At 56.0% G+C, this 22,034-nt stretch carries 16 protein-coding genes; 9 read left to right on the forward strand and 7 right to left on the reverse strand.

The window, feature by feature from the left end:
- Positions 1-156 precede the first annotated feature (156 nt).
- Positions 157-1,728 carry an SLC13 family permease gene (locus tag CJ187_RS07935; RefSeq protein ID WP_102217032.1) on the reverse strand — a complete coding sequence of 524 codons (1,572 nt, stop codon included), beginning with the start codon at positions 1,726-1,728 and terminating at the stop codon, positions 157-159.
- 578 nt (positions 1,729-2,306) lie between these two features.
- Between CJ187_RS07935 and CJ187_RS07940 the strand changes: the two genes are divergently transcribed.
- The 8 genes from CJ187_RS07940 (at position 2,307) to CJ187_RS07975 (ending at position 15,950) form a co-directional block, all read left to right on the forward strand.
- Complete coding sequence (locus CJ187_RS07940) at positions 2,307-3,881, forward strand: xylulokinase (protein WP_102217033.1); 1,575 nt, start codon at positions 2,307-2,309, stop codon at positions 3,879-3,881.
- Between the two features lie 9 nt (positions 3,882-3,890).
- Entirely contained in the window at positions 3,891-4,940 is a 1,050-nt protein-coding gene (locus CJ187_RS07945; protein WP_102217034.1) for an NAD(P)H-dependent glycerol-3-phosphate dehydrogenase, read from the forward strand.
- 52 nt (positions 4,941-4,992) lie between these two features.
- Positions 4,993-5,853: a DeoR/GlpR family DNA-binding transcription regulator gene (locus CJ187_RS07950; protein ID WP_233187389.1), complete on the forward strand. Its 861-nt coding sequence runs from the start codon at positions 4,993-4,995 to the stop codon at positions 5,851-5,853.
- 27 nt (positions 5,854-5,880) lie between these two features.
- Positions 5,881-7,170 carry an MFS transporter gene (locus tag CJ187_RS07955; protein ID WP_102217035.1) on the forward strand — a complete coding sequence of 430 codons (1,290 nt, stop codon included), beginning with the start codon at positions 5,881-5,883 and terminating at the stop codon, positions 7,168-7,170.
- 551 nt (positions 7,171-7,721) lie between these two features.
- Complete coding sequence (locus tag CJ187_RS07960; RefSeq protein ID WP_102217036.1) at positions 7,722-8,294, forward strand: hypothetical protein; 573 nt, start codon at positions 7,722-7,724, stop codon at positions 8,292-8,294.
- Between the two features lie 1,026 nt (positions 8,295-9,320).
- Complete coding sequence (locus tag CJ187_RS07965) at positions 9,321-13,151, forward strand: FG-GAP repeat protein (RefSeq protein ID WP_102217037.1); 3,831 nt, start codon at positions 9,321-9,323, stop codon at positions 13,149-13,151.
- A gap of 226 nt (positions 13,152-13,377) precedes the next feature.
- Positions 13,378-15,069 (forward strand): CTP synthase, encoded by a 1,692-nt coding sequence (locus tag CJ187_RS07970; RefSeq protein WP_102217038.1) that lies wholly within the window; start codon positions 13,378-13,380, stop codon positions 15,067-15,069.
- 203 nt (positions 15,070-15,272) lie between these two features.
- Positions 15,273-15,950, forward strand: a complete 678-nt coding sequence (locus tag CJ187_RS07975) for a type I restriction-modification system subunit M N-terminal domain-containing protein (protein WP_233187390.1) — start codon at positions 15,273-15,275, stop codon at positions 15,948-15,950.
- A 25-nt stretch (positions 15,951-15,975) separates the two neighbouring features.
- Here CJ187_RS07975 and CJ187_RS07980 read toward each other — a convergent pair whose 3' ends face one another.
- The 4 genes from CJ187_RS07980 to CJ187_RS07995 all read right to left on the reverse strand — a co-directional run bounded on the left by CJ187_RS07980 (position 15,976) and on the right by CJ187_RS07995 (position 19,757).
- Entirely contained in the window at positions 15,976-16,422 is a 447-nt protein-coding gene (locus CJ187_RS07980) for a GCN5 family acetyltransferase (protein ID WP_197408649.1), read from the reverse strand.
- Between the two features lie 76 nt (positions 16,423-16,498).
- Positions 16,499-18,085, reverse strand: coding sequence for a recombinase family protein (locus tag CJ187_RS07985; protein ID WP_102217294.1), 1,587 nt, complete (start codon positions 18,083-18,085; stop codon positions 16,499-16,501).
- Entirely contained in the window at positions 18,086-19,522 is a 1,437-nt protein-coding gene (locus CJ187_RS07990) for a recombinase family protein (RefSeq protein ID WP_102217293.1), read from the reverse strand.
- 19 nt (positions 19,523-19,541) lie between these two features.
- Positions 19,542-19,757 (reverse strand): dihydroorotase, encoded by a 216-nt coding sequence (locus CJ187_RS07995; RefSeq protein ID WP_102217292.1) that lies wholly within the window; start codon positions 19,755-19,757, stop codon positions 19,542-19,544.
- Between the two features lie 44 nt (positions 19,758-19,801).
- Here CJ187_RS07995 and CJ187_RS08000 point away from each other — a divergent pair, with 44 nt between their 5' ends.
- Positions 19,802-20,299 (forward strand): hypothetical protein, encoded by a 498-nt coding sequence (locus tag CJ187_RS08000; protein WP_146003130.1) that lies wholly within the window; start codon positions 19,802-19,804, stop codon positions 20,297-20,299.
- A 347-nt stretch (positions 20,300-20,646) separates the two neighbouring features.
- Here the strand turns inward: CJ187_RS08000 and CJ187_RS08005 are convergent, their stop codons facing one another.
- Positions 20,647-21,489: an N-acetylmuramoyl-L-alanine amidase gene (locus CJ187_RS08005; RefSeq protein WP_102217290.1), complete on the reverse strand. Its 843-nt coding sequence runs from the start codon at positions 21,487-21,489 to the stop codon at positions 20,647-20,649.
- Positions 21,489-21,959 carry a phage holin family protein gene (locus CJ187_RS08010; protein ID WP_102217289.1) on the reverse strand — a complete coding sequence of 157 codons (471 nt, stop codon included), beginning with the start codon at positions 21,957-21,959 and terminating at the stop codon, positions 21,489-21,491. Before CJ187_RS08010 ends, CJ187_RS08005 begins: the two co-directional genes overlap by 1 nt.
- Between the last annotated feature and the right edge of the window lie 75 nt (positions 21,960-22,034).

Consider the following 22,034-nt stretch of genomic DNA (forward strand, 5'->3'; position numbering starts at 1 on the left):
CATACCTGCGGTTTCACAGCGGCAGCTAGTACTTAACGTAACTTACTTAACGTAACTTCAGAACTAATTGCTCGAGGATTTTTATTTCAGTACAAATCTCGGGGTCGCGCTGGTGTGGCGCGGCCCCGAGTTCTGTTAGGTCTGTGGACGGTTGGGTTATATGGTTATGCCGAGGATCATGGGTCCGAACGTTAGGGTCCACACGGTTATGAAGATGACGCCGATTATGTTTAGCCAGATACCGGCTTTAACCATTTGCCCAATAGTTATGTAGCCGGATCCGTAGGCAATCGCGTTGGGCGGGGTGGCTACGGGAAGCATGAACGCGGTGGTGGCAGCCAGGGCCACGGGGATTACGAGTAGTTGCACGTCGATGCCCATGCCCACAGCAACTGCCCCGAGGATCGGTAGGAATGCCGCTGCGGTAGCGGTGTTTGACGTCATTTCTGTTAGGGCGAGCACGAGTACTGTCACGCAGATAATGATCACCACGATCGGTAGGCCAGAGAGGTCTTTCGCTAGGTTACCGATCCATAGGGAGAGCCCGGAGATTCCAAATACTGCGGATAGGGATAGGCCGCCGCCGAACAGGAGGAGCACGTCCCAGGGGATTTTCTTAGCGGTGTTCCAATCCAGAATCGCTACTCCCTCATTGGGTTTTGCGGGAGTGATGAACAAAACTAAGGCGAGTACCATCGCGATAGTCGCGTCGCTAATGGGCCCATCTGGCCAGATGGTTGGAATGATGATCCAGGCGAGTGCAGCGCAAATAAATATGGCGCACACGGTTTTTTCTTGCGAACTCATGGGCCCCATTTTTTCTAGCTCACCGCGGATTAGTTGTTTCCCACCGGGGATTTCTTCGATCTCGGGTTTGTATAGGCGGATCAGTACTTGCCAGGCGACGATCAGGAAGATCCAGGCCATGGGGGCGGCGAACAGCATCCATTTACCGAAGTTTAGGGTCACGTGGTGCGTGTCCATCATGTAGCCGCGCAGCAGGGCGTTCGGTGGTGTACCGATCAGGGTCGATAGGGACGCGATTGAGGAGGAGTAGGCGATTCCGAGCATTAGTGCGGTCCCAAACTTCGAGACGATCGGTTTACCCCCGTCAGTTTTTACGTGTCCCACTGTGGTGAGTACGGAAATGCCGATTGGGAGCATCATGACGGCTGTAGCTGTGTTGGATACCCACATGGTGAGGAATCCGGATGCGATCATGAATCCTAGGATTAACCGTTTGGGTTTAGTTCCGACTAGGAGGACGATGTTTAGCGCGAGCCGCCGGTGGAAGTTCCATCGTTGCATCGCGAGGGCGAGGAAGAACCCACCCATGAATAGGAAGATGGTTGATGAGGCGTAGGGGGAGCCGGCTTCTTTGAAGGTTGCCACCCCGAGGATGGGGAAGATGGTGACTGGTACCAGCGCGGTTGCGGCGAGGGGGATTGCTTCTGTCATCCACCAAATCCCCATGAGCACTGCAACAGCGGCTGTCATTGCGATTATGTTGCCGCTGGTTTCTACGTCATTTTCCGCGAGCGTAGACGCGAGTTCGGGGGACAGGTGTTTGGGGAAGATGAGGTAGATGATTATTGCTGCGATTACGCCACCTACGAGGCCACCGAGGTGACGGATCCATGGGCGACCAGGAGGCATTATTGTTTCGTCTTTATTTGATTGCGATCCAGCTGAGATCGGTGAGTCTTTAGGGATCTTAGGGCTACTCATTGGGGAACTCCTTTCATTGAGATGGGCATTGACAACACGAACAACTATCGAAGTGTGCGTGGAGAGAGGTTACGCACCAACGGGTAACTGCATGTGCCTCAGCGCACACGCTTATAGAAGAACTATAGGGGACTTTTGGCCCATACGGGTTTATTTCACGCAATTTGGTCAAATATTTAAGAAATTGTGCATGAGGTAGTGTGCAAACGTCTGCTCGAAACCTGCGCGGTGATGAGAAGTTTAAGTATGGTAGTAACAATGATGTTACTGCTGTTGTTTCCGGCTAATACTTACGTAAATGTCTACACTGACGCAGGTTCGCCAGGCAAAAAATAACTGCCTAGATATGCATGTGTAAAAGATTGAGAGAACTGTATGAATTCAATTGTTGCTGAACCGTATACTGATGGGCTCGGTTCAGGTGTAGATTCGCATATGAAGTCGCTGAAAACTTCTCACCCACCCAGCTGAAACAAATAGCTGTGAAAAACAACAGGAAACATGTTGTTTTCTGTTATGAATCGGGTTATGGTTGTACGTGTTCAGAGTTCACCATTCAACGAAGAATGCGAGGCAACATGTCTAGCCCAACTAACCGGATGCGCAGCGGGCCACTGGTCGTGGCTATCGACTCATCCACCACGTCCACTAAAGCAATTATTGTCGACGTGGGCGGCAACGTTTGGTACACGGCGCGGCGGAACATTCAGCTTCACACGCCCGCGATGGACCAGTACGAACACAATCCAATTAGGTGGTGGGAAACCACGCACGCGGTTATTGGTGAGGTACTTGCGAAACTCTCTCGCCGTAACCGGCAGCGCGTAGCTGCAATCGGGATCACGCACCAGCGCGAATCGTTCGCTCCGTTCGATGCGAATGGTCGGCCCCTACGGAAAGGGATCTTGTGGTTAGATGGCCGCGCCACTAATCAGATCCGACAGTACGGCAACGCGCATATTCACGAGCTTTCGGGTAAACCCGCTGGGGTTACGCCCGCGATTTACAAGATGGCGTGGGTAAAACAAAACGAACCGGAGGTTTTCGAAAAAGCCCACAAAGTGGTGGAAGTACACGGTTACATCACGTGGAACCTCACCGGACAGTGGGTAACTTCGCAAGCAGCTGCAGATTCCCTCGGGCTATTCGACATTAAACGGCGCGACTGGGCACCCGAACTGCTTGAAATTGCAGGGGTGGATCGCGAGCAGATGGCAGACCTGGTGGAGCCGTCGCATGAAATGGCGCGCCTGAAACCGGAATTAGCAAACGAATGGGGAATCGGTGAAATCCCGGTGATCGCGGGTCTAGGCGACGGGCAGGCCGCGGGAATAGGGGCGGCAGCAGTCGAACCGGAAGTGGGATTCTTAAACCTTGGCACAGCGGTGAACGCGGGCGTGGAAAGCCCAGAATATAAGTACGATTCCGTGTTCCGCACCCACGTGTCGGGCATTCCAGGTAATTACGTGTTTGAGGTCCTGCAGTCATCCGGATCGTACTTGGCCGGCTGGTTCCGGCAGGCTCTTGGGGATCCGAAACTACTGGGCGAACCCGATCCGGCTCTGGACCGAGCGGCAGCAAACATACCCCCGGGGGCCGAAGGGTTGGTGACGCTACCGTATTGGAATGCGGTGCAATCCCCGTACTGGGATTCCGTGGCGCGCGGCGCCGTGGTGGGGTGGCGCGGCACTCATTCGCGCGCACACATGTACCGCTCAATATTGGAATCCATCGGGTTTGAGATGCGGTTGAACCTGGACGCGGTAGAAGCAGGAACCGGTGTCACACTGCGGGGCCTGCGCGCAATGGGTGGAGGTACCAAGTCTGCGCTGTGGCGCCAAATTATGGCGGACTGCACGGGCCTGCCCGTGCGGGTGTGTGCGGAAGAGGAGATTTCCGCGCTCGGCGCCGCCGTGCTCGCGATGGCGGGAGTGCATGCTTTTGGCGATGACGATGTGGCTCGCGCAGCTAAACAGATGGCGCGTTACGGCGATACCGTGGAACCGGACCTCAAGCTGCATGAACGCTACCAAGAAATAGCGAGCGTGCAGCGGGAACTGTACCCGAAACTAAAAGACACGTTTGAACACTTACATCAACTGGCAGAGAAGTACCCGTCTACGCGGCCGGAATCGCCCGCTGCGGAACTATAAGGAGGAACAATGACAGTCATAACCGTACTAGGTGCTGGGGCTATGGGATCCGCGCTTTGCACCCCGGTGGTGGACGCCGGGTGGGAAGTGCGTCTGTGGGGAACGTGGTTGGACGATCACCTCCTGGACGCGGTGGAGCAGGGTAAACCACATCCGCGCACCAAAGAACCTCTTGCACAGGGCGTGCACCTGTACCGTTCGAACCAGTTGGAAGAGGCCCTGGAGGGTGCGAACGTGGTGGTGATGTCCGTGGCGTCAGTGGGCGTGCCGAAAGTGACGGAGCTGGCGCTCGCGGGAATTGCGAAAGCGGATGCGCTATGGATGACGTCGAAAGGGTTCTGTGAGGCCCCGGATGGAACTGTTGAGCAGCTTCCCGTTGCGATTCGCAGGATTGCGCAAGAAAACGGTTACAACGAGCTCCCGCCGATTGTGGCGATCGCAGGGCCAGTGAAGGCGAACGAGTGTGCGGGCCGTAAACCCACGGCCACTATTTTTGGTTGTCTTGATGGTGCGGTGTCGAAGAAGTATGCGCAGGCGGCTGCCACCCAAAACTATGCGATTGAGCATACGGATGATGAGGTGGGGGTAGAGATTTGCGCGCCCATGAAGAATGTTTACGCGATCGCACTTGGGATTGCAGATGGCCTGGAGGAAGCCACGGGCGTGCCGCACCACAACTTGAAGGCCGCAACGTTTACGCAGGCGGTTAAGGAAATGTCGCTGCTGGGCCAGTCGCAGGGCGCGAAGCCGCAAACCGCGTTTGGTTTGCCTGGCGTGGGTGACTTGGAGGTCACGGGCCTGTCTGGGCGCAATAAGGTTTATGGCGTGAGGTTGGGGCGGGGTGAGAACCCAGCGCAGGCACTTGCGGAAATGGACCGTTTGGAACAGACCGTTGAGGGAGTACCGGCGGCGGGGCTGGCGATCAAGTTTGTGCGTCAGCATGCGGCGGATATCGCAGATGAGCTGCCTCTTTTGAACGCGGTGGTGAGTATTCTCAATGAGGAAACCACTGAGCCCGTTAAAGACGTGGTGGCGCAGGCGGTACTGCCCCGTGCGTAAGAATAAGAAGGACTCTCCCACTTCTGTGCGCACTGGTGAGGTGGACCCTAGGGTGGCAGATACTCATGCGGGTGGGCTGCACGCTAGCACAGCAGATGGTCATGCGGGTGGGCTGCACGCTAGCACAGCAGATGGTCATGCGGGTGGGAAGGACCCGAAGTCTAGGCGCCGGGCAATTATGGATCACGTGGTGCAGGCGGGGGCGACTCACGTGGATCAGCTCGCTCGCTTGCTGGGCGTGTCCACAATGACGGTGTACCGGGATGTAGCGCAGTTGGAACGCAGCCAATTGGTGTCACTGAACCGGGGGGAAGTGGTGCCCGCAGAAACGTCTTTAACAGAGGCGGCGGCGCACGTGCGGGTGGCGATTAACCCGCGGGTGAAAGGGGCTTTAGCGGCACAGGCTCGGCAGTTCCTAAGCCCGGGTTGTTCCGTGGTTATGGACGATTCCTCATCGAATATTCCCCTGTTGAAATATTTACCGGACTACGCGCCTATAACCGTGGTGACGAACGCAGAATTCGTTGCTAGCAAAGTGCGGGCAATGCAGGGTGTGCGGCTGATTTTGACGGGTGGGGAGTATGAGGCGTGGGCGGAGTCTTATTTTGGGGATTTAGCGGAAGCGGCGGTGAACCAGTTACGCATTGACGTGTGCATAATGTCCGCTACCGCGCTTTCCGCCCAGTGGGTGTACCACCCGAATCAGAATGTGGCGCGGGTGAAACGCGCTATGATCGCGGCGGCGCGTAAAAAAGTGCTGGTGGTAGACTCATCAAAGTTCGCTAAATCTGCGCTGTACAAAGTGGGGCCAACTACCGACTTCGACACGATAATCACCGACCAGCACACGCCCAGCACCGTGGTGGAACAATTGCGCGAGGCCGGTGTTGAGGTGAGTGTTGTCCAAGTTTGAGCGAGAAAGGGAGAGCCTGAGCCGTTAATGCCTGAAAACTCTAGATCTAAACCCAAGTTGTGGACCCCGGTGTTCACGATGCTCACCGTCGCTAACTTTGGGGTGGCCATGGGGTTCTTTATGACCATGGCAACGATGGCTTCGTTCGCTATTTCGCAGTTCGCGGCGTCTAATACGAGTGCGGGTCTGGTGAACTCCGTGTTCGTGCTGGGGGCGATGGCATCACGGATTGTGGGGGGTAAGCTTACGCAAACCGTGGGGTTTAAACGCATTATTGTGTGGTCGGTGTCGTTGAATATGGTGGCGGCCGGCTTGTATTTTGTGGCGGTGTCACTACCTGTTACGGTGCTTATCCGGATTGCGCACGGGTTTTTGTACGGCATGGTGCAGACCGCGCTGTCGGGCGCGGTGATGATGAAGGTGCCGGCGTCGCGCAGGGCGGAAGGTTCAGGCTGGTTCACCACGGGTTTGTCTTTAGCTACGGGGCTTGCACCGTTTTTGGGAATGCTGTTTTATAACTCTGAGCATGGGCAGACTCTAGTGTTCATTTTCGTGTTCGCAATGGCGGTTTTAGCGTGGGTGATGTGCCTGTTAGCGGCCCGACATTTAGATGTGAAAGATGGGGTTGTGGAAACCACGTCACATGCCGTGGCACGCATTATTGAGGCTGAGGAGGGGCGTGAGCGGAAACGTCCTCGGCGCGTGGCGCGTTCGCACTGGCTAGATTTTGGTAGTTATTTTGATCTTAGAGCGGTGCCGATCGCAACGATTGTTGCGATGTGTGCGTTTGCGTTCGGTGCGGCGTTGACATTTATGGATGCGTATTCACGTCAGATTGGGTTGGTGTCTGCAGGCCAGTGGTATTTCTTAGTGTACGGTGTGGTGATTTTAGTTGCCCGCCCACTTGGGGGAATTATTCAAGATCGTAAGGGTGACGACATTGTAGTTATTCCCCTCATTATTTCCACAATAGCTGGGATTTGTTTAACCGCACTGGCGCATTCACCGCTGGTATTGTTAGTTGGCGCGGCATTTCTTGGCATGGGGTACGCCACGATCGTTTCAGCTGGTCAGGCAATATCAGTCGATCGAGTGGGGGTGGCGCGGTCTGGTCTGGCCGTGTCCTCGTTCTTTCTGATTGTGGATATGGGGACTGGAATCTCGCCGGCTGTGCTGGGTGCTTTGGTGGATCCACTGGGTTTTCGTGGGATGATGCTGGCCGCCGGTGCGGTAGCGTTGTTGGCGCTGGTTTTATACTGCCTTATCGTGTTTACGCGCCCGTACCGTCACGGTGGAGGTAGGTTAGACATCCGCTAGATCCTCATTGTTAATGAGGTCAGGGGTATTGAAGTGTTCCCATTTTCTTCCGTTTAAGTAGATGGGAATATTTGGGTTATGCCGAAAAAGGTTTCATAAAGAAGTGAAAGACCGTGTGATTTGTTTGGTGGAAGACCGCATTCTTGCCTAGGGAGTGTCATTGCAAGCCGCGTGTGATGCGGTTACTTTGAGCCTAGAACTCTCGTGGCATATTGATCTATTTTCGGATGTGACCGCGCCATCCCCCGCGGTGCCGGGCAAGTGGTTTCGTCGGTGTATAACCAGTGGGGAATTTCGGTTCTTCAGTGAATGATAAGGCTTTTCTGTTGAGGTACTCTAAAGGGTATGTTAATTTTTAGGGCATAACTCAAGAGATGTACCGGACTGATCGGTACAATGCACGTAGCAGTATCAGACCATAAAGCCCTGCAAAGCATGAGGGAGCCGTGTACGGGTTCTATTGTGTTGCCGACACACGTTTTGAAGGTTGAGCGTGGATGCTTTCCCAGGAATAACCAAATTATTTGGAATGAAACACAAGGAAAAACATTATGAAAACCAAGAAAAACATCTTCTATTCCTTGACTGCCTTTCTAACAGCTGGCGCGCTATCTATTGCAAGCATGGGATCTGTTGTTGCTGCACAGACGCAAACTCAAAACTCGCACGTTGGTCATACTTCAAATACTGACAGTTTCGGTGAGTTGAATGAGAACGAACTTGAGATGGCGTTTAAGATTATCGAATCCATTCCAGAAAACGCATTAGAAAATGAGCAAGCATTCGAGCAGTGGAAGAGTAAAAATCTTTTTGTTGGCCAATCCCGTGCCAGCATAGGAGCATGTGCATGGGGGATAACAAAAGCACTTGCGGCAAATATTTTTGTGTTTTCAAAAGTTGCAAAACTAAAGACTGTTATCAAAGCAGCTGGCGGCGCGAAAGCTGTAGCTCAAACGGCTGTTAAGGCATATAAAATTGCACGTAATGATAAAAACCTTAGCCGGTCTCAAGCAATAGCTGAAGCTAGCGAAGCAGTCGCAGTTAACGGTGGAGGACAAGCCTTCAACTTGCTTCTCGAGTTCTTCTCTGTTGAAGGTGTTGTTACTGGTTGTTTTTCTGACTAACACAGCTTGGTGATCTCAATGACAAAGAAACCTGATGAGAAACTATTTATTATTGGTGTTATCTGTTTATTAAGCGCATCTATATCTGCCAATATTTCCTGGTTTGGGAAATGGTGGGTTGCTGCGCCTCTAATGATTTGTGCAATAGTCTGTGGCATAACGTACTTAGCGCAGACTTTAAAATGGCGACGATCGAAAGCCGAGTAATGTCTTTTTAGAGGCTCTTCCCGTTTGAAGGTGTGGGAGGGGTTGGTTGGGGTTTGTGGGCTTGGTGGCGTATCGATGGGGTAAACAAGGTAGGGGTTTTTGAAGTGGTTTTGGTTTTCTTTCGTTCCAGGTCGCGGATAAGGCCATCGCTTTGAAGCTGGAGGCTATTGGTATACGGCCAGGGTCCAGGCGGCTAGTAAAAGCGGCGGGCTGAAACGGGAACAGGCAGATTTGATTGCCGAGAACGCGGCTCTGCGCCCCGCGGTTTAGCAGTTGAGGGCCACGAACGAGCTGATGAAAGCAGCCTCGGCTTCTTTTGCGTCCGAACCAGGCCGCCTACATGCGGGTCTCGATTACCACATACCAGAAGAAATCGAAGATGAATACTGGCAACAACACAAGTCGTTATAAATAATAGAAAACAAGGTAAAAGTCTAGGTAAAAACCCAAACTACCAAGAATTTAATTCGCTCGTTTAAGCGGTGGCGTTGTTGGCTTTGGTCTTGTATTTACTTATCGTGTTCACGCGTCATTACCGTTACGGTGGAGGCCGGTTAGATATCCAGTAGGCCCTCATTACAAACCTAATTGCAAAAGATTTTTACAATGAGGCGCCAATTGTTTGCGACGACTGCTGAGTTTTTCCAATGAGGACCCCGGTTTGCGATCACCGGCTAGTTATTCGCAAAGAAGTGAATGCGATTTGTGTGCGGTAACTGCTCTTCTGTGGCGGTTTGTCTTAATGGATTGAGTATTTAGGTTTTCTCCACAATTCAGGTAAATTAGGTGAGCCTTACCTAGTTGACCTGAAGGTGGAAAATGATTAATAAAACTAACCTCAGTGGGAAGAAGCGTTGGTGCACACTGGCCGCTGGGATTCCCATCATCGCACTGTGCGCAACGTTCGCGGCTCCTGGAGCCACAAGTTTGGCCGCGACCAAACCGAACTTTGCGTTGAAATCTGCGGCTCCTAATGCGGGTGAGAAACCTGGGGAAGCTACGGACAACGATTCAAACGACCCGAAGTGGTCGGGTGATAAAACTGGGCGTTATGGTGACGTGGTGCGGAAAACAGACCGCGTGGCGTACGTGGATGGGGGCGCGTTCGCTTCCCCCAGCTGTGACGTTACAGGTGACGGTAAGCCGGACATGATTTTCGCAAACTCTAATATCCTGTCGGTAGTGGACCACATTCCCTACGGCGACCCGGGTGAAGAGGTCTCTAAAAATATTGCTGAGGAAACCGGGGTGCGTAAAGTTGTCTTGCCGCTGTCTGCCGGAAAGCAAAACACTCCGTTGGTCACGTGTGTGTCTAGTGCGAAATTGAGTAAAGATGAAGTTGCGACTCCTAAGAATACGCAGGCAGTGCCGGTGGCTGTTGCTGCAGGTAATGAGTTGGTACTCTTGCAGCCGCAAGTTTTCGCACAAGCAGAAAAGCAAGCGGGTGAACAAGCAGAAATCCAGACAGGCGATAAAACTGATGACCGCACTGGTGGTGAAGGGACAGCTGAGGACTCGGCCGTTGTCAAGATTAAACTGCCCGGTGAAGTAACTGCACTTACGGCAACCACTTCGCCGCTGGGTAAACCATTGCTCGCAGTCGCCATGGGGACGAAAATCAGAATTTACGACGCGCAAAAACTAGGTAGCTTATCGCGCGGAAAACAGCCGCAGGCCATTGAACCGAAAGACGTGCTGCCGCGCGAGGAGCAGAAGCGTTCCAGAAAGGAAGCATCCGCGCAGGGAAACCAGTCTGGCCTGAGTTTGCAGCCCGATAGTGAGTTTGTGGCCCCCGGAGAAGTAAAGGCGCTCGCGGAAGTGTCGTCAGCAGTTGATGGGAAGCCGAACATCGCGGCAGGTATTCCAAGTAAAGACACGGTGTTAGTGTTCGCTCCAAAGTTGAAGCAGGCACAAGTAGACCTCAGTGAAAACGCGCAGGCAATCACCGCGACGCCCGGCAGTGAGTTTGGGGCGGCGTTAGCGGCAACCGGGGACCTCAACGAAGATGGGCGAACCGACTTGGCAGTAGGGGCGCCGGGGGCGTGGAATAACGCGGGGGCGGTGGCCCTCGTGAATATGGAAGAACGGAACGCGCGAATCACTGTGGACTTCACGAAAACGGAAGGTGACCTGGTGGTTTCTGGTGGGCGGCGGGCAGGGAGCGTGCTGCGTCAGAACGTGAAGGGCCGGTTCGGGATTTCTGTTGCGTGGGTAGATGGTTACGGGCAGCCCGGTGCGTTGCTGGCGGGCCGGCCGGTGAACGATGAGCATGCGGGAGCGCTCTTGATTTCGCAAAACGCGCTCACGAAAGACTGGGTGCGGGGCCAGGGGGTAGACCACATTCCTGGTGGGCAGTGGGCGTGGTTCGCAGCCACTGAAGATGCGAATGCGACCGATGGCACGCACGTGGGGGTGATTCCACGTAGAGGAAGCGATAACCTCACGGGGATTTACACGGCAGACGCACGGGGAAAAGTGGATGTGTGGACTGTGGATATGTCGCGGCAAGCGCAGAAACCGGGTGGTTCTGAGACTGTGAAGCCGTCGGTGCCACAGCCTGCTAATCCCACAGCTCAGCCGGCGATGAAGCCGGTTAATGAGGATGGTAAACGCAGTTGGCTCGGTGAGTTTACCTCTGGGTTCGGTGGGGCGATTGCCCGTGGAGCCTGTGATGTAACTGGCGATGGTGTGGCGGACATTGTGGCGTCGACTGCGGTGCGTTCGGAATGGAAGTTCGACCCCTACTACGCGGACACAGAAACGAAGGGGTGGGTGTTTAACGTAACCGGGCAGTTGCAGGTTATCCCGGGGCAAGCACCGGGTGGCACCTTACCTCAGGAAGAAGTAATACAGATTAACGGGCCGGTGAAGACGCAGGATCCGGCGGTGGACGCGAATATTGGCCTGTCCGTGGCGTGTGCGGGTGATGTGAATGGTGACAAGGTAGATGACATTGTAGTTGGGTCGCACACGATGGGTCGCGTGTGGGTTTTGTACGGCGGTAAGGGCCTGCGTGGGGTGGATTTGAGTGATTTGGACCCGGCGAAGGGCTTTGAGGTTCATTTGCCGACGGATGGTTCGCCGGCGTTTAACATTACTCGCGTAGGTGATGTGGATGGCGATGGTAAGGCCGATGTTGGGTTTGTGGTGGCGAATTCGCGGTATGCGATGGGCCAGCATGAGAAGACGTCGGGCACCGCATTTGTCATTAAAGGTGGGGCGTATAAGAAATCAATTGATATGACGGATTTGTATGCGCCTAATAATTCGGTGTTGTTGCGGATTGATATGCCAAATGGGCATACGATGAACTCGTTCACCCGAGTGGGGGACGTGAATGGTGATGGGGTGCGTGACTGGGTAGTTACGGATTTCAATGCCATGTCACCCGAGGGGACTGTGCCCGGTAAAGCCTGGGTGGTTTACGGTGCGCCGCTTGGTGATGACGCGAGTTCGCAGGCTGGAGATTCTGCTGCGGCTGGGGCTACTTCTGTCGCGGCTGGTGCTACTTCTGTGGCGCAGAATGCAGCTAAGCCCGGTCGGTCGGTTGATTTGGCTGGTAGTTACGCGGGTTATGAGTTTGAGGTGAAGTCGGATGTTTCCGTGCGGCTCGGTGCGGGAACGTCGGTGGCCGATCTGGGTGACTTGGATGGTGATGGCACGGACGAGTTCGCGATCGGGTTCGATGGCGGCGAGATCATGAACACTGGCAGCGGCGGTTTCGCCATTGTTTATGGGGTTAAAGATTCCCATGAGGCACCGGGCAAGCCGGGTGATTCCGGTACTTCTGGTTCGTCGGGCGCGTCCGATGCTTCTGGCACCTCTGGTGCATCTGGTGCGTCGGACGGTTCTGGTATTTCTGGTGCGTCTGCGCCGAAACGCGTGTTTGCTCCGTCGGATCCAGCTGCGTTGGACAAGCACGTGCGGGTTGTTACGGGCGCTGCCGAAGCTGGTTTGGGTTATAGCTTGGATGCCCGTCCCGGGGATGAGTTGCTTGCGGCCGAGTTAGCGGTTGGGGCAGCTAATGCAGCCGGAGGTGGCCGGGTTTACCGGGTGGATGCAGCGAAGGTTCCTGAGGGGATTTCGAAGCTGGAGGATCTGGGTGGCGCGGTGCAAACGCTCACGAGCCCGGCGGAGCACGCGCGTTTTGGGCGTGCGGTGGCGTTCTCTGAGGATATGAAGGGCATGCCGATGTTGCTGGTGGGTGGTGATGGTGTGATTGATGAACCACCGTCGGAGTCCAATAACTGGGAAGAGACGCAGGGGTATGCGCACGCCGCGCACATTCTGGCGTTGCGACTAGTGGAACCAAAGCAGCCGGGCACGGGAGCTGGTGGGCAAACCACGCCTGGCGATCCGGGCAATGGTGCGGAAGCGAATCCGGGTTCTGGCGGGCAAACCGGTAACGGAGGGAATACCGAGCCTGAGCAGGGTAAACCCACGCCGTCTAAACCTGGCACCGCCAAGCCTGGCAACACGCAACCAGGAGACACAAAACCTGGCAACACCAAGCCGGGGCACAGCGGAAAATCCCAGAAGGGTAAGCCTGGCGGGCTCTCCGCTACGGGTGCGGGTGTTGGTTTAGTGTCGCTTGTAGCGTTGTTAACGCTGGGCGGTGGCCTGCTCTTACGTAAGCGGAAGCGCCGGTAAAACACTAAGCTGCACTGCTTCCGCCACGCCGCTGCAAAGTCGGCGCTGGTGGAAGCGGCCGCACCTCTGATCTGCCACAACTAGGCCGCAGTTGACCAAAAGCACGCCTTTCGCAGGCGCCAGAAAACTGTGCTACAAGCCAACACGTGAATAGTGACGAAAATTTCATGGGACGGAACTTTTATTTGGTATCACCGTTGCCGTAAACTGGAGGTCCGTGAGTAATATGATTTCGCGCTCCAGCGCACACGCGGACACCAAGTACGTTTTCGTTACCGGCGGGGTTGTCTCTTCTTTAGGGAAGGGTCTGTCGGCAGCCAGTTTAGGCCACCTCCTCATCGCAAGAGGGTTGAAGGTGACCATGCAGAAACTTGACCCCTATTTGAATGTCGATCCGGGGACGATGAATCCGTATGAACATGGGGAAGTGTTCGTCACGGAAGACGGGGCAGAAACAGACCTGGATTTGGGGCATTACGAACGGTTCCTAGACCGCTGCCTTACTCAAGAATCGAATGTGACTACGGGGCGGATCTATTCGGACGTGATTGCGCGTGAACGCCGCGGAGGCTACCTGGGCCGCACCATCCAGGTGATACCACATATTACCGATGAGATTAAGAAACATATTCTCGCGATGTCAGCGCCTGACCAGGATGGAAATACCCCGGACGTGGTGATTTGCGAAATCGGGGGCACGATCGGCGATATTGAATCGCAGCCATTCCTGGAGGCCGTGCGGCAGATTCCCCGCGAGGTTGGCCGCGAGAACACGTTTTTTCTGCACGCCTCTCTGGTGCCGTATTTAGCGCCAAGCGGTGAGTTGAAGACCAAACCCACGCAGCATTCCGTGGCGACGCTGCGCAGTATTGGGATTATTCCGGATGCGTTGATTTTGCGCGCGGACCGGCAACTACCTCAAGCGTTGAAGAAAAAGGTGGCGCTGATGTGTGACGTGAGTGAAGAAGGGGTGGTTGCCTGCCCGGATGCCGCGTCTATTTACGATATTCCAAAAGTGTTGTACGACGAGCATTTAGATACGTTTGTTATCCGCCGCTTGAACTTGCTTTTCCAAGACGTTGAGTGGGGTGGTTGGCGTGATTTGCTTGAGGCGGTGCATCACCCGGTTGGGGAAGTGAATGTTGGGATTGTGGGGAAGTACGTGGAGTTGCATGACGCGTATTTGTCGGTTGCAGAGGCGGTGCGGGCCGCGTGTTTTGCGCATCGGCGGCGGGCGCGGATCCGGTGGGTGCCAGCGGATTCTTGTGAGACCAGTAGGGGTGCGCGGGCGGCGCTCGCGGGTTTGGATGCGGTGATTGTGCCCGGTGGGTTTGGTGCCCGGGGAATTGAAGGTAAGTTAGGCGCAGTCAAGTTTGCACGTGAGAATGGCCTGCCGTTTTTGGGGATTTGTTTGGGTTTGCAGTGCGTGGTGATTGAGGCGGCGCGTTTAGCTGGGATTGAGGGGGCGTCTTCAACAGAGTTTGATGAGGGGGTGGCTGAGCCGGTGATTGCGACGATGCAGCAGCAGGTGGCGGCTGTGAGTGGTGAGGCTGATTTGGGTGGGACGATGCGTTTGGGAGCGTACCCGGCGGTGATAGCTGAGGGGTCGGTGGTGGCCCGTGCGTATGGTTCTACGGAAGTGACGGAGCGGCATCGGCACCGGTTTGAGGTGAATAATGCGTATCGGGAGCGCATTGAACGGGAGTCGGGGTTGCGGTTTAGTGGTACGTCGCCGGATGGGTCACTGGTGGAGTTCGTGGAGTATGCGGATCACCCGTTTTTTGTGGCAACCCAGGGGCACCCGGAGTTTAAGTCGCGCCCAACCCGCCCCCACCCCCTGTTCGCAGGTTTGATTGAGGCGGCGTTGGGTCGTGCGCGAAGCAGTCAAACGCCGTTGGATAGGGCAGAGAACAATTAAATGGAGGCGAGCAACCGGTGAAAGATTGGAAATAACCGACAAAATCGAAAATGGTCTGTCACAACTCTACTTACGGGGGTTGTCAGGCGATTAGAGGTGTGCAGCTTGTAGGATTAGAAGCAGATTGGTTTTTTGATACTTGTTTTTAGGTTAGGTGTGTTACCACTTGGTAGATCGGATTAGTTGCATGCAGGGGGAAGCATATGGCCGCTAAGAAGAAAACTTTGGAGCAGACGCTTTGGGATGCGGCTGACAAGCTCCGTGGAAACCAGGAACCATCTGAGTACAAGCACGTCGTGCTGGGGCTGGTGTTCCTCAAATATGTTTCTGACAGGTTTGAGGAACGCCGCAAAGTGCTCAAAGATGAACTACGCGAAGACGGCATCGATGATGCACAGTTCAGCAGCTTCCTCGAAGACCGCGACGAGTATGCGGGGCACAACGTGTTCTGGGTGCCCGAAGGAGCCCGCTGGCACGAGTTACAAGATAAAGCCAAGCAGCCAGAGATCGGTCAGCTTATTGATGAGGCGATGCAGCTGATCGAGCGTGAAAACCCGTCACTGCGAGGTGTCCTCCCGCGCAACTATGGCCGGGAAGGTTTGGACAAAAAACGCCTTGGTGAGCTTGTTGATCTGATTGGTACGATCGGGTTTGGATCGGATGCCGATCATGGTTCTGACGACGTTCTCGGTTCTGTGTACGAGTATTTTCTTGGCCAGTTTGCAGGCAAAGAAACGGGTAAGGAAGGTGGAGCTTTCTATACGCCACGCTCCGTCGTGCAAACGCTGGTGGAAATGCTGCAACCATTTGAGGGGCGTGTGCTGGAAACTTTCATGTCACAACGGATACAAACGCGCGCCAACTACGATTTAGCCGCCTGACTGGTTCACTTCCAGCGAGCGAGGGTCATGGGCCGATCTTCCGGGAAACGAAGAGCTTGCGGTAATGGGGATCCCCGTCTTTACGCGGGTAATAGTGCCAGCCAATTCCTGCCCAAAACTCGTCAGCGCCTTCGGAGAAAGCGATCAAGGGGTAACCTGCGTAGTGGCTGATCAGATGCCTTGCAAACTCAGCCCCATAGTGCTGTCGGCGAAGGTCATGGCGGATTTCAAAGAACCAGATCTCTTTGGTTGGCACCGTCGAGTCAACTCCGATATAGCTATCGGAGAGCGGCCAATCTGTCACCTCAGCACGCCCGACTTCCACACTATCGGCAAGAAACTGGATGTACTCTTTGCCACCCAGGGTGTCGTCGCCGACTCGTCCAGCCCTGTCGTGCCACCAGCGGTCATCGAATCCCTCGACCACCTGGAACGGCGTCACGTAGTCCTCAACTTGCTGAAGAATTTTCAATTGTAAGCAATCCACCACTCCAAGACTACGCGAGCGCCCACCAGGTTCTGGCAGGCGCTTAGATGTGGATACTGGGTTACTGCTTGATGGCGACTACTTGGGTGCTGCCGTCGCGAAATTGAAAGGTGACGTTGCCGTCGACGTCGACGGTGCCTTTATCGAGCAAAGCTACGCAGAGGTATGGGCTGAAGACCAAGCGTTCAAGATCAAGGTTGGCGGTCTCCTGCATGTAATAGTGGTAGGCGGCCAGTCGGTTGTTTTTGTTCTGGATCTCGGCGACCACGGCAGCGTGATCAGCTAACAGCGCCTGGTGCTGTTCGTGGCTAGCGTTGAACGCCTTCTCGTAGGTTTGCTGGTCTTGAGCGACTCGTGCGTTGTGGGCGATCATCGATTGGAGCTTTTTGGCCACCTCGTTGATCTGAGCGAGAAACCCGGCGGCCTCAACCTCCAGGTCACTCGTGTCGAGGGCGTCGAGAACGGCTTGGTTGACACCTGTGTCGGTCGATGAGCCGAATCGAAGGCGAATGGCCTTAAGGAACATGTCCTTGAGTCGTTGATCGCTGATGTGCCCGGTGGCGCATTTTTCCTGGCCTGCGTATTTGTGGCCGCACCGCCAGATGACCTTTTCGTACTTACTGCCCGCGTGCCAGGTTTTCGAGCCGAAGAAGTGCCCGCACTGGCTGCACTCCAAGGTCGATGAGAAGGGCCGGGTGCGATGCTGGGTTCGCTGATCTCTAGCCCCTTTAGCTATTTCGGCTTGGACGAAGTCCCACACTGCCGGGCTGATGATCGCCTCATGGCTGGCGGTGACGTAGTACTGGGGTACTTCGCCTTGGTTGATGACTTGACGTTTCGTCAGGTAGTCAGCGACGTACGACTTCTGCAGGAGAGCGTCACCCTTGTATTTCTCGTTGGTGAGAATCGCTCGTATGGATCGGTAATACCAGGTCTTGTTGCCTGCGGCGGTGAAGGTCTCTGGTTCGTCGGTGAGGGTGCGGGCGATCGTTCCGATGGACATGCCACCTAAGTACATGTTGTAGATCCGGCGCACGAGTTTGGCTTGCTCGGGGTTGATGACGAGGCTGCCGTCTTCGCCTTTGTCGTATCCGAGGAACCGAGAATATGGGACGGTGACCTTGCCGTCGGCGAAGCGTTTGCGGTGCCCCCAGGTGACGTTTTCGGAGATGGAGCGGGCTTCTTCTTGCGCCAGCGAGCTCATGATGGTGATGAGGAGCTCGCCTTTGGCGTCGAAGGTCCAGATGCCTTCTTTCTCGAAGAAGACCTCCACGCCTTTGTCTTTGAGGGCTCGAACGGTGGTGAGCGAGTCGACGGTGTTGCGGGCGAACCGGGACACACTCTTGGTGATGATCAGGTCGATCTTGCCGTCGAGCGCGTCGGTGACCATCTGCTGGAATCCAGCGCGGTGTTTGGTTGAGGTGCCTGTGATGCCTTCATCGGTATAGACCTTCACGAACTGCCAGCCCGCGTGATCGCTAATGTAGCGGGTGTAGTAGTCGACCTGGGCTTCGTAGGACGTCACCTGATCGTCGTGGTCGGTGGACACGCGGGCATACCCGGCGACCCTGCGCAGGGTTGTCTGTCCAAGTGGAGCACCAGTGTGGAGCGCTCGGGTGGCGGGGATTGCTGTGACGGTGCGGGCCATTTAGCGTTCGCCTCGCTCGGCGCGCAGGCGCTCAGCCTCTGCCTTGGCCACGGCCCGGTACTTCGCCAATGCTTCTGGTGGTGTTGGTGCTTGCCGTGGGTTGTTCAACCCGAGCCTTTTGGCTTCTGCCCAGCGGGCACGCAAGAGTTCACCCCAGGCGGCTTTTCTTGCTGGGGTCCACGAGCTCTTCTTCAGGTTTGGTCGCCACGTGTGCGAGCTGCTGGTGCCATCGGTGTAATGAAACGTGTAATGGTCTTTTCCCTGCACTTCGATGTGGTCGATACGCTCGTTGAACACCTCTTGGTCGAAGGTATCGATACCCAGGACTCGCGCGATGAAGCCTTTGAGTGCCGTGTCAGAGATCTCGCAGGTGCCGCATCCGGTTTTGCGGCCTTTCTTGCGTTCGGTGCAGATCCAGTGCTCGGTGGAGATCGAGTTTTGGGTTTTCGGATTGCGTACGTTGCGCACGAACGAGCAGTTGCAGGACACGCATTTGATCTTCGACGTCAACGCCACAGTTTCGATGGACCAGTTCGCGCGGGCACCGAGCTCGCGACGTCGAGCGATCTCGGTTTGTACAGCGGTGAAGGTGTCGCGGTCGATGATGGCGGGGATCGCGTTTTCCACCAGGTATTGCGGCAACTGGCCGGTGTTGCGTACTGCTCGTCCAGGCCTGCCTTCCGGAGTCGACCAACGGCCCAACAGGAGGTCGCCGGTGTAGTGCGGGTTCTTCAGGATGTGACGGACCCATTCGCCGGGCATCTTGTTGTCAGCCAGGTGTGGAACCCTACCGTCAGCGATGAGCTGCGCGGCCATCTTTTCGCACGAGGTCTTCTTCATGTACTGGGCGAAGATCCAACGCACCACGGCTGCTTCTTCTTCGATGATCTGCACGTCGGTGCCGTCAGCGGAGTCGGTGTAACCGTACAGGTGGAAGCCGTTCGCTTTGCCTTCTTCGAAGCCTTTCCAAATGCGCCACTTCACGTTTTGGCTGATTTGCTCCGATTCTGCCTGCGCGAAAGACGCCAGCAGGGTGAGCATGAGTTCTCCGTCAGCGCTGGTTGAGGAGATGTTCTCTTTTTCGAATCGCACCTCCACCCCGAGGTCTTTCAGCTCGCGAACGGTTTCGAGCAGGTCGACGGTGTTGCGAGCGAACCGCGAGATCGACTTGGTGAGGATCAGGTCGATTGCCCCTTCCCGGGCAAGGGCCAGCATTTCTTGGAACTGGGGTCGATGCGTGGTGGTTCCAGAGATTCCAGAATCGGCGAACACTCCGGCGAACGTCCAGCCAGGAGTGTCGTGAATGAGTTGCTGGTAGTAGGAAACTTGGGTGGACAAACTCAGCGGTGTGCGCTCGGTTTCCATGCTGATGCGGGCATACGCTGCCACTTTCACAAGCGGAGAAGTGCTGATCGGTGGCGGGGTGATTTGCTCCATTCTCTTCAAGGTATTTCTCCTAGTCAGACAGGGTTTCAGGTTGTATCCATACATCACTCAAACCCTCGAGATAGTCAACGAAACTGGCTCTTTGTAGGGCGGCTAGCGGCGCATCGGGGGTGTCGAGGCGCTGGCACACGGTGATGGCTTCGCGTGGGGTGAGGATGCCGCGTTCGAGAAGCTTCTTGACCTGCGTGAGCTGGTGATGAGCCGTCAGCTCGGCTGCCATGTTCATCGTTTACCGCCACGTGTGTTGAAGCGGTGCTGGATGTAGCACGGGTGGCAGCAGTACTTGCGTTTCACCTGGCTCGTGCGAGCAACAGTGACCTGTCGGTGGCAGTTCGCGCAGACCAGTTCTTCGGTGACCACTCTGCGGTGGGTGGCCCACCAGGCTCGTCGACAGGCCGTGGAGCAGAACTTCGATCCTTGCCGGAGCTCGATTGGCTTGCAGCAGTGCAAACACCACACTCCAACTGGGTCCGTGACCTGCTCAACGGCAGGGTCGACGGTGATGCCGTGTCGCAGACAATAGGTCTTGACACTGTTGGCGTTCAGATCCAGGTGCGCGGCAATACGAGAGTAGGCAACCCCTGCAGCGCGCATCATCTGGATGTGATGGTGATTAGTCTGGTTCAGAGCCATGAGCAGGCCCTCCTGGCAACGAGGCGAAAGGTGGTCGCCTATACGCCGGTTGCACCAGACGAAACCGGACAGCAGAAACAATGCTCCCTGCCGCGTTCGCACCCGTGGCTGGGATCTGCGCCTCTATTCAGATAAGGCAGTTATTCTTTGCTCAATTCACAATGCGGGCCGATCGACGTGTGAACCGCGACAGAGCAAGGGCGGGTGAAGATGACTGGCGACGACTTTGAACTCCCGGTGTTTCTCGACGACCAGTCGTACCGAACCTGTTCAGAATGCGGCTCAGATTGTGTCCCTGACCCGTTTGCTGCAGGCGAAGGTCAAGGCATCAGGATCGCGTTCATCTGCCCGAGCTGTGGAGTGCAGTCCGTCATCGACCCGTTCGACGACCTGCGGTAAACACCAGCTCCGCAAACGCAGAAAAGGCCCCGCCACCACCTCGATGAAGGTGATGACGGGGCCAAGGGTTGATTTCGCGTGGGTTAGCTGATGCCGAGCTTCTCGTTGACGCGTTTCTGCACAGCGGCGTAGTTGGCTCCGAGGCGGCGCTTGCGTTCCTCACCGTTGCCATAGTCTCCACGGATCACCGCATCAGCCAGGGCATCGATGTTGACGGAGGGCTTGGTGGGGTTTCCTCCGGTGAGCTTCTCGTTGACGCGCTTCTGCACGGCCGCGTAGTTGGCTCCCAGGCGGCGTTTGCGTTCCTCGCCGTTGCCGTACTCGCCTCGGATGACCGCGTCGGCGAGGGCGTCGATGTTGGCGGAGGGCTTGGGTGCGGGCGGTGTGGGCTTTGCCGGTGGTGTCGGGGCGGGCTTGGTGCCGCTCATGCGGTCGTACCAGTACTGGGCGCGTGCCATGTAGGCCGCATGCTGGCTTCCTGCCAGCGAGGCCGGGCATTCGGTGGCAGAGAAATGCTTGTGGCCGAACACGTTCTTGCCCCACACGGGTCGTCCGAGCTTGTAGTAGTGGCAGATGGCGGCGACGAGGTGGGCACCGTTGTCAAGGCAGGCCTCGGAGATACGCCAGGGCTTGGAGGAGATGTCGGCGTGTTCGATACCGATGGAGGTGGTGTTGGCTTCCCAGTTGCCTGCATGCCAGGCGGTGTCGCGATCCCAGACGAGCTGGCCGATCCGGCCGCCTGAGTCGACCTGGTAGTGGGCGGATGCTTGGCGGGTCTGCCACACGTCCCAGATGGACTTGATGGTGAGGTTGCCTGCGTTGTGGTGGATGATGACCTTGTTGATCTTCCGGCCGCTTCGCCCGGCACTGTAGTGCTTGTTCATCAGCCGGTTTTCGTCGGCTTCGAGGGTGGCCCAGTTCTTCATCAGAGGTTCTCCTTTTCTGCTGAGGTGGTGGTTTGGTTGGGGTGGTGTTCGAGGTCGGGTTTGCCTGTCACGTCACGGGTGACCAGGTCCAGGGCGCGCCGGATGTGGGCTGGTACAGGCAACCCGAGGCGGGTGGCGTTTTCGATCAAGGAGATGCCCTCGTTAGACAGGTAGAACACGACGGTGGCGGTGCGTAGCGCCCCAGGTGTTCCGATGACGTGCACGTCGAGCAGGTGGGCAAGTCCGACCAGGGTGAAGATCACGACTTTGCGGCTGATCCCTCGAAAACCGATGGCTGAGGAGACGCGGCGTTCGGCGATCGCGGCGAGCACGCCGGTGATGTAGTCGACTACGACGAAGGCGATGAGCGCGTACACCAGGCCGTCGAGGCCTCCGAGGAACGCGCCGATGACGGCCCCGACCCCGGCCAGGCCGGTTTGGATCGTGGCCCAGATAGCTTTGAGCGACATAGAAAGTGGGTTCCTTCCCGTTTGTGGGCACACGACAAAGGCCCGCACCCAGGTGGTCGGGGTACGGGCTTTCCG

It is taken from the genome of Gleimia hominis (assembly GCF_002871945.2).
Classification (GTDB): Bacteria; Actinomycetota; Actinomycetes; order Actinomycetales; family Actinomycetaceae; genus Gleimia; species Gleimia hominis_A.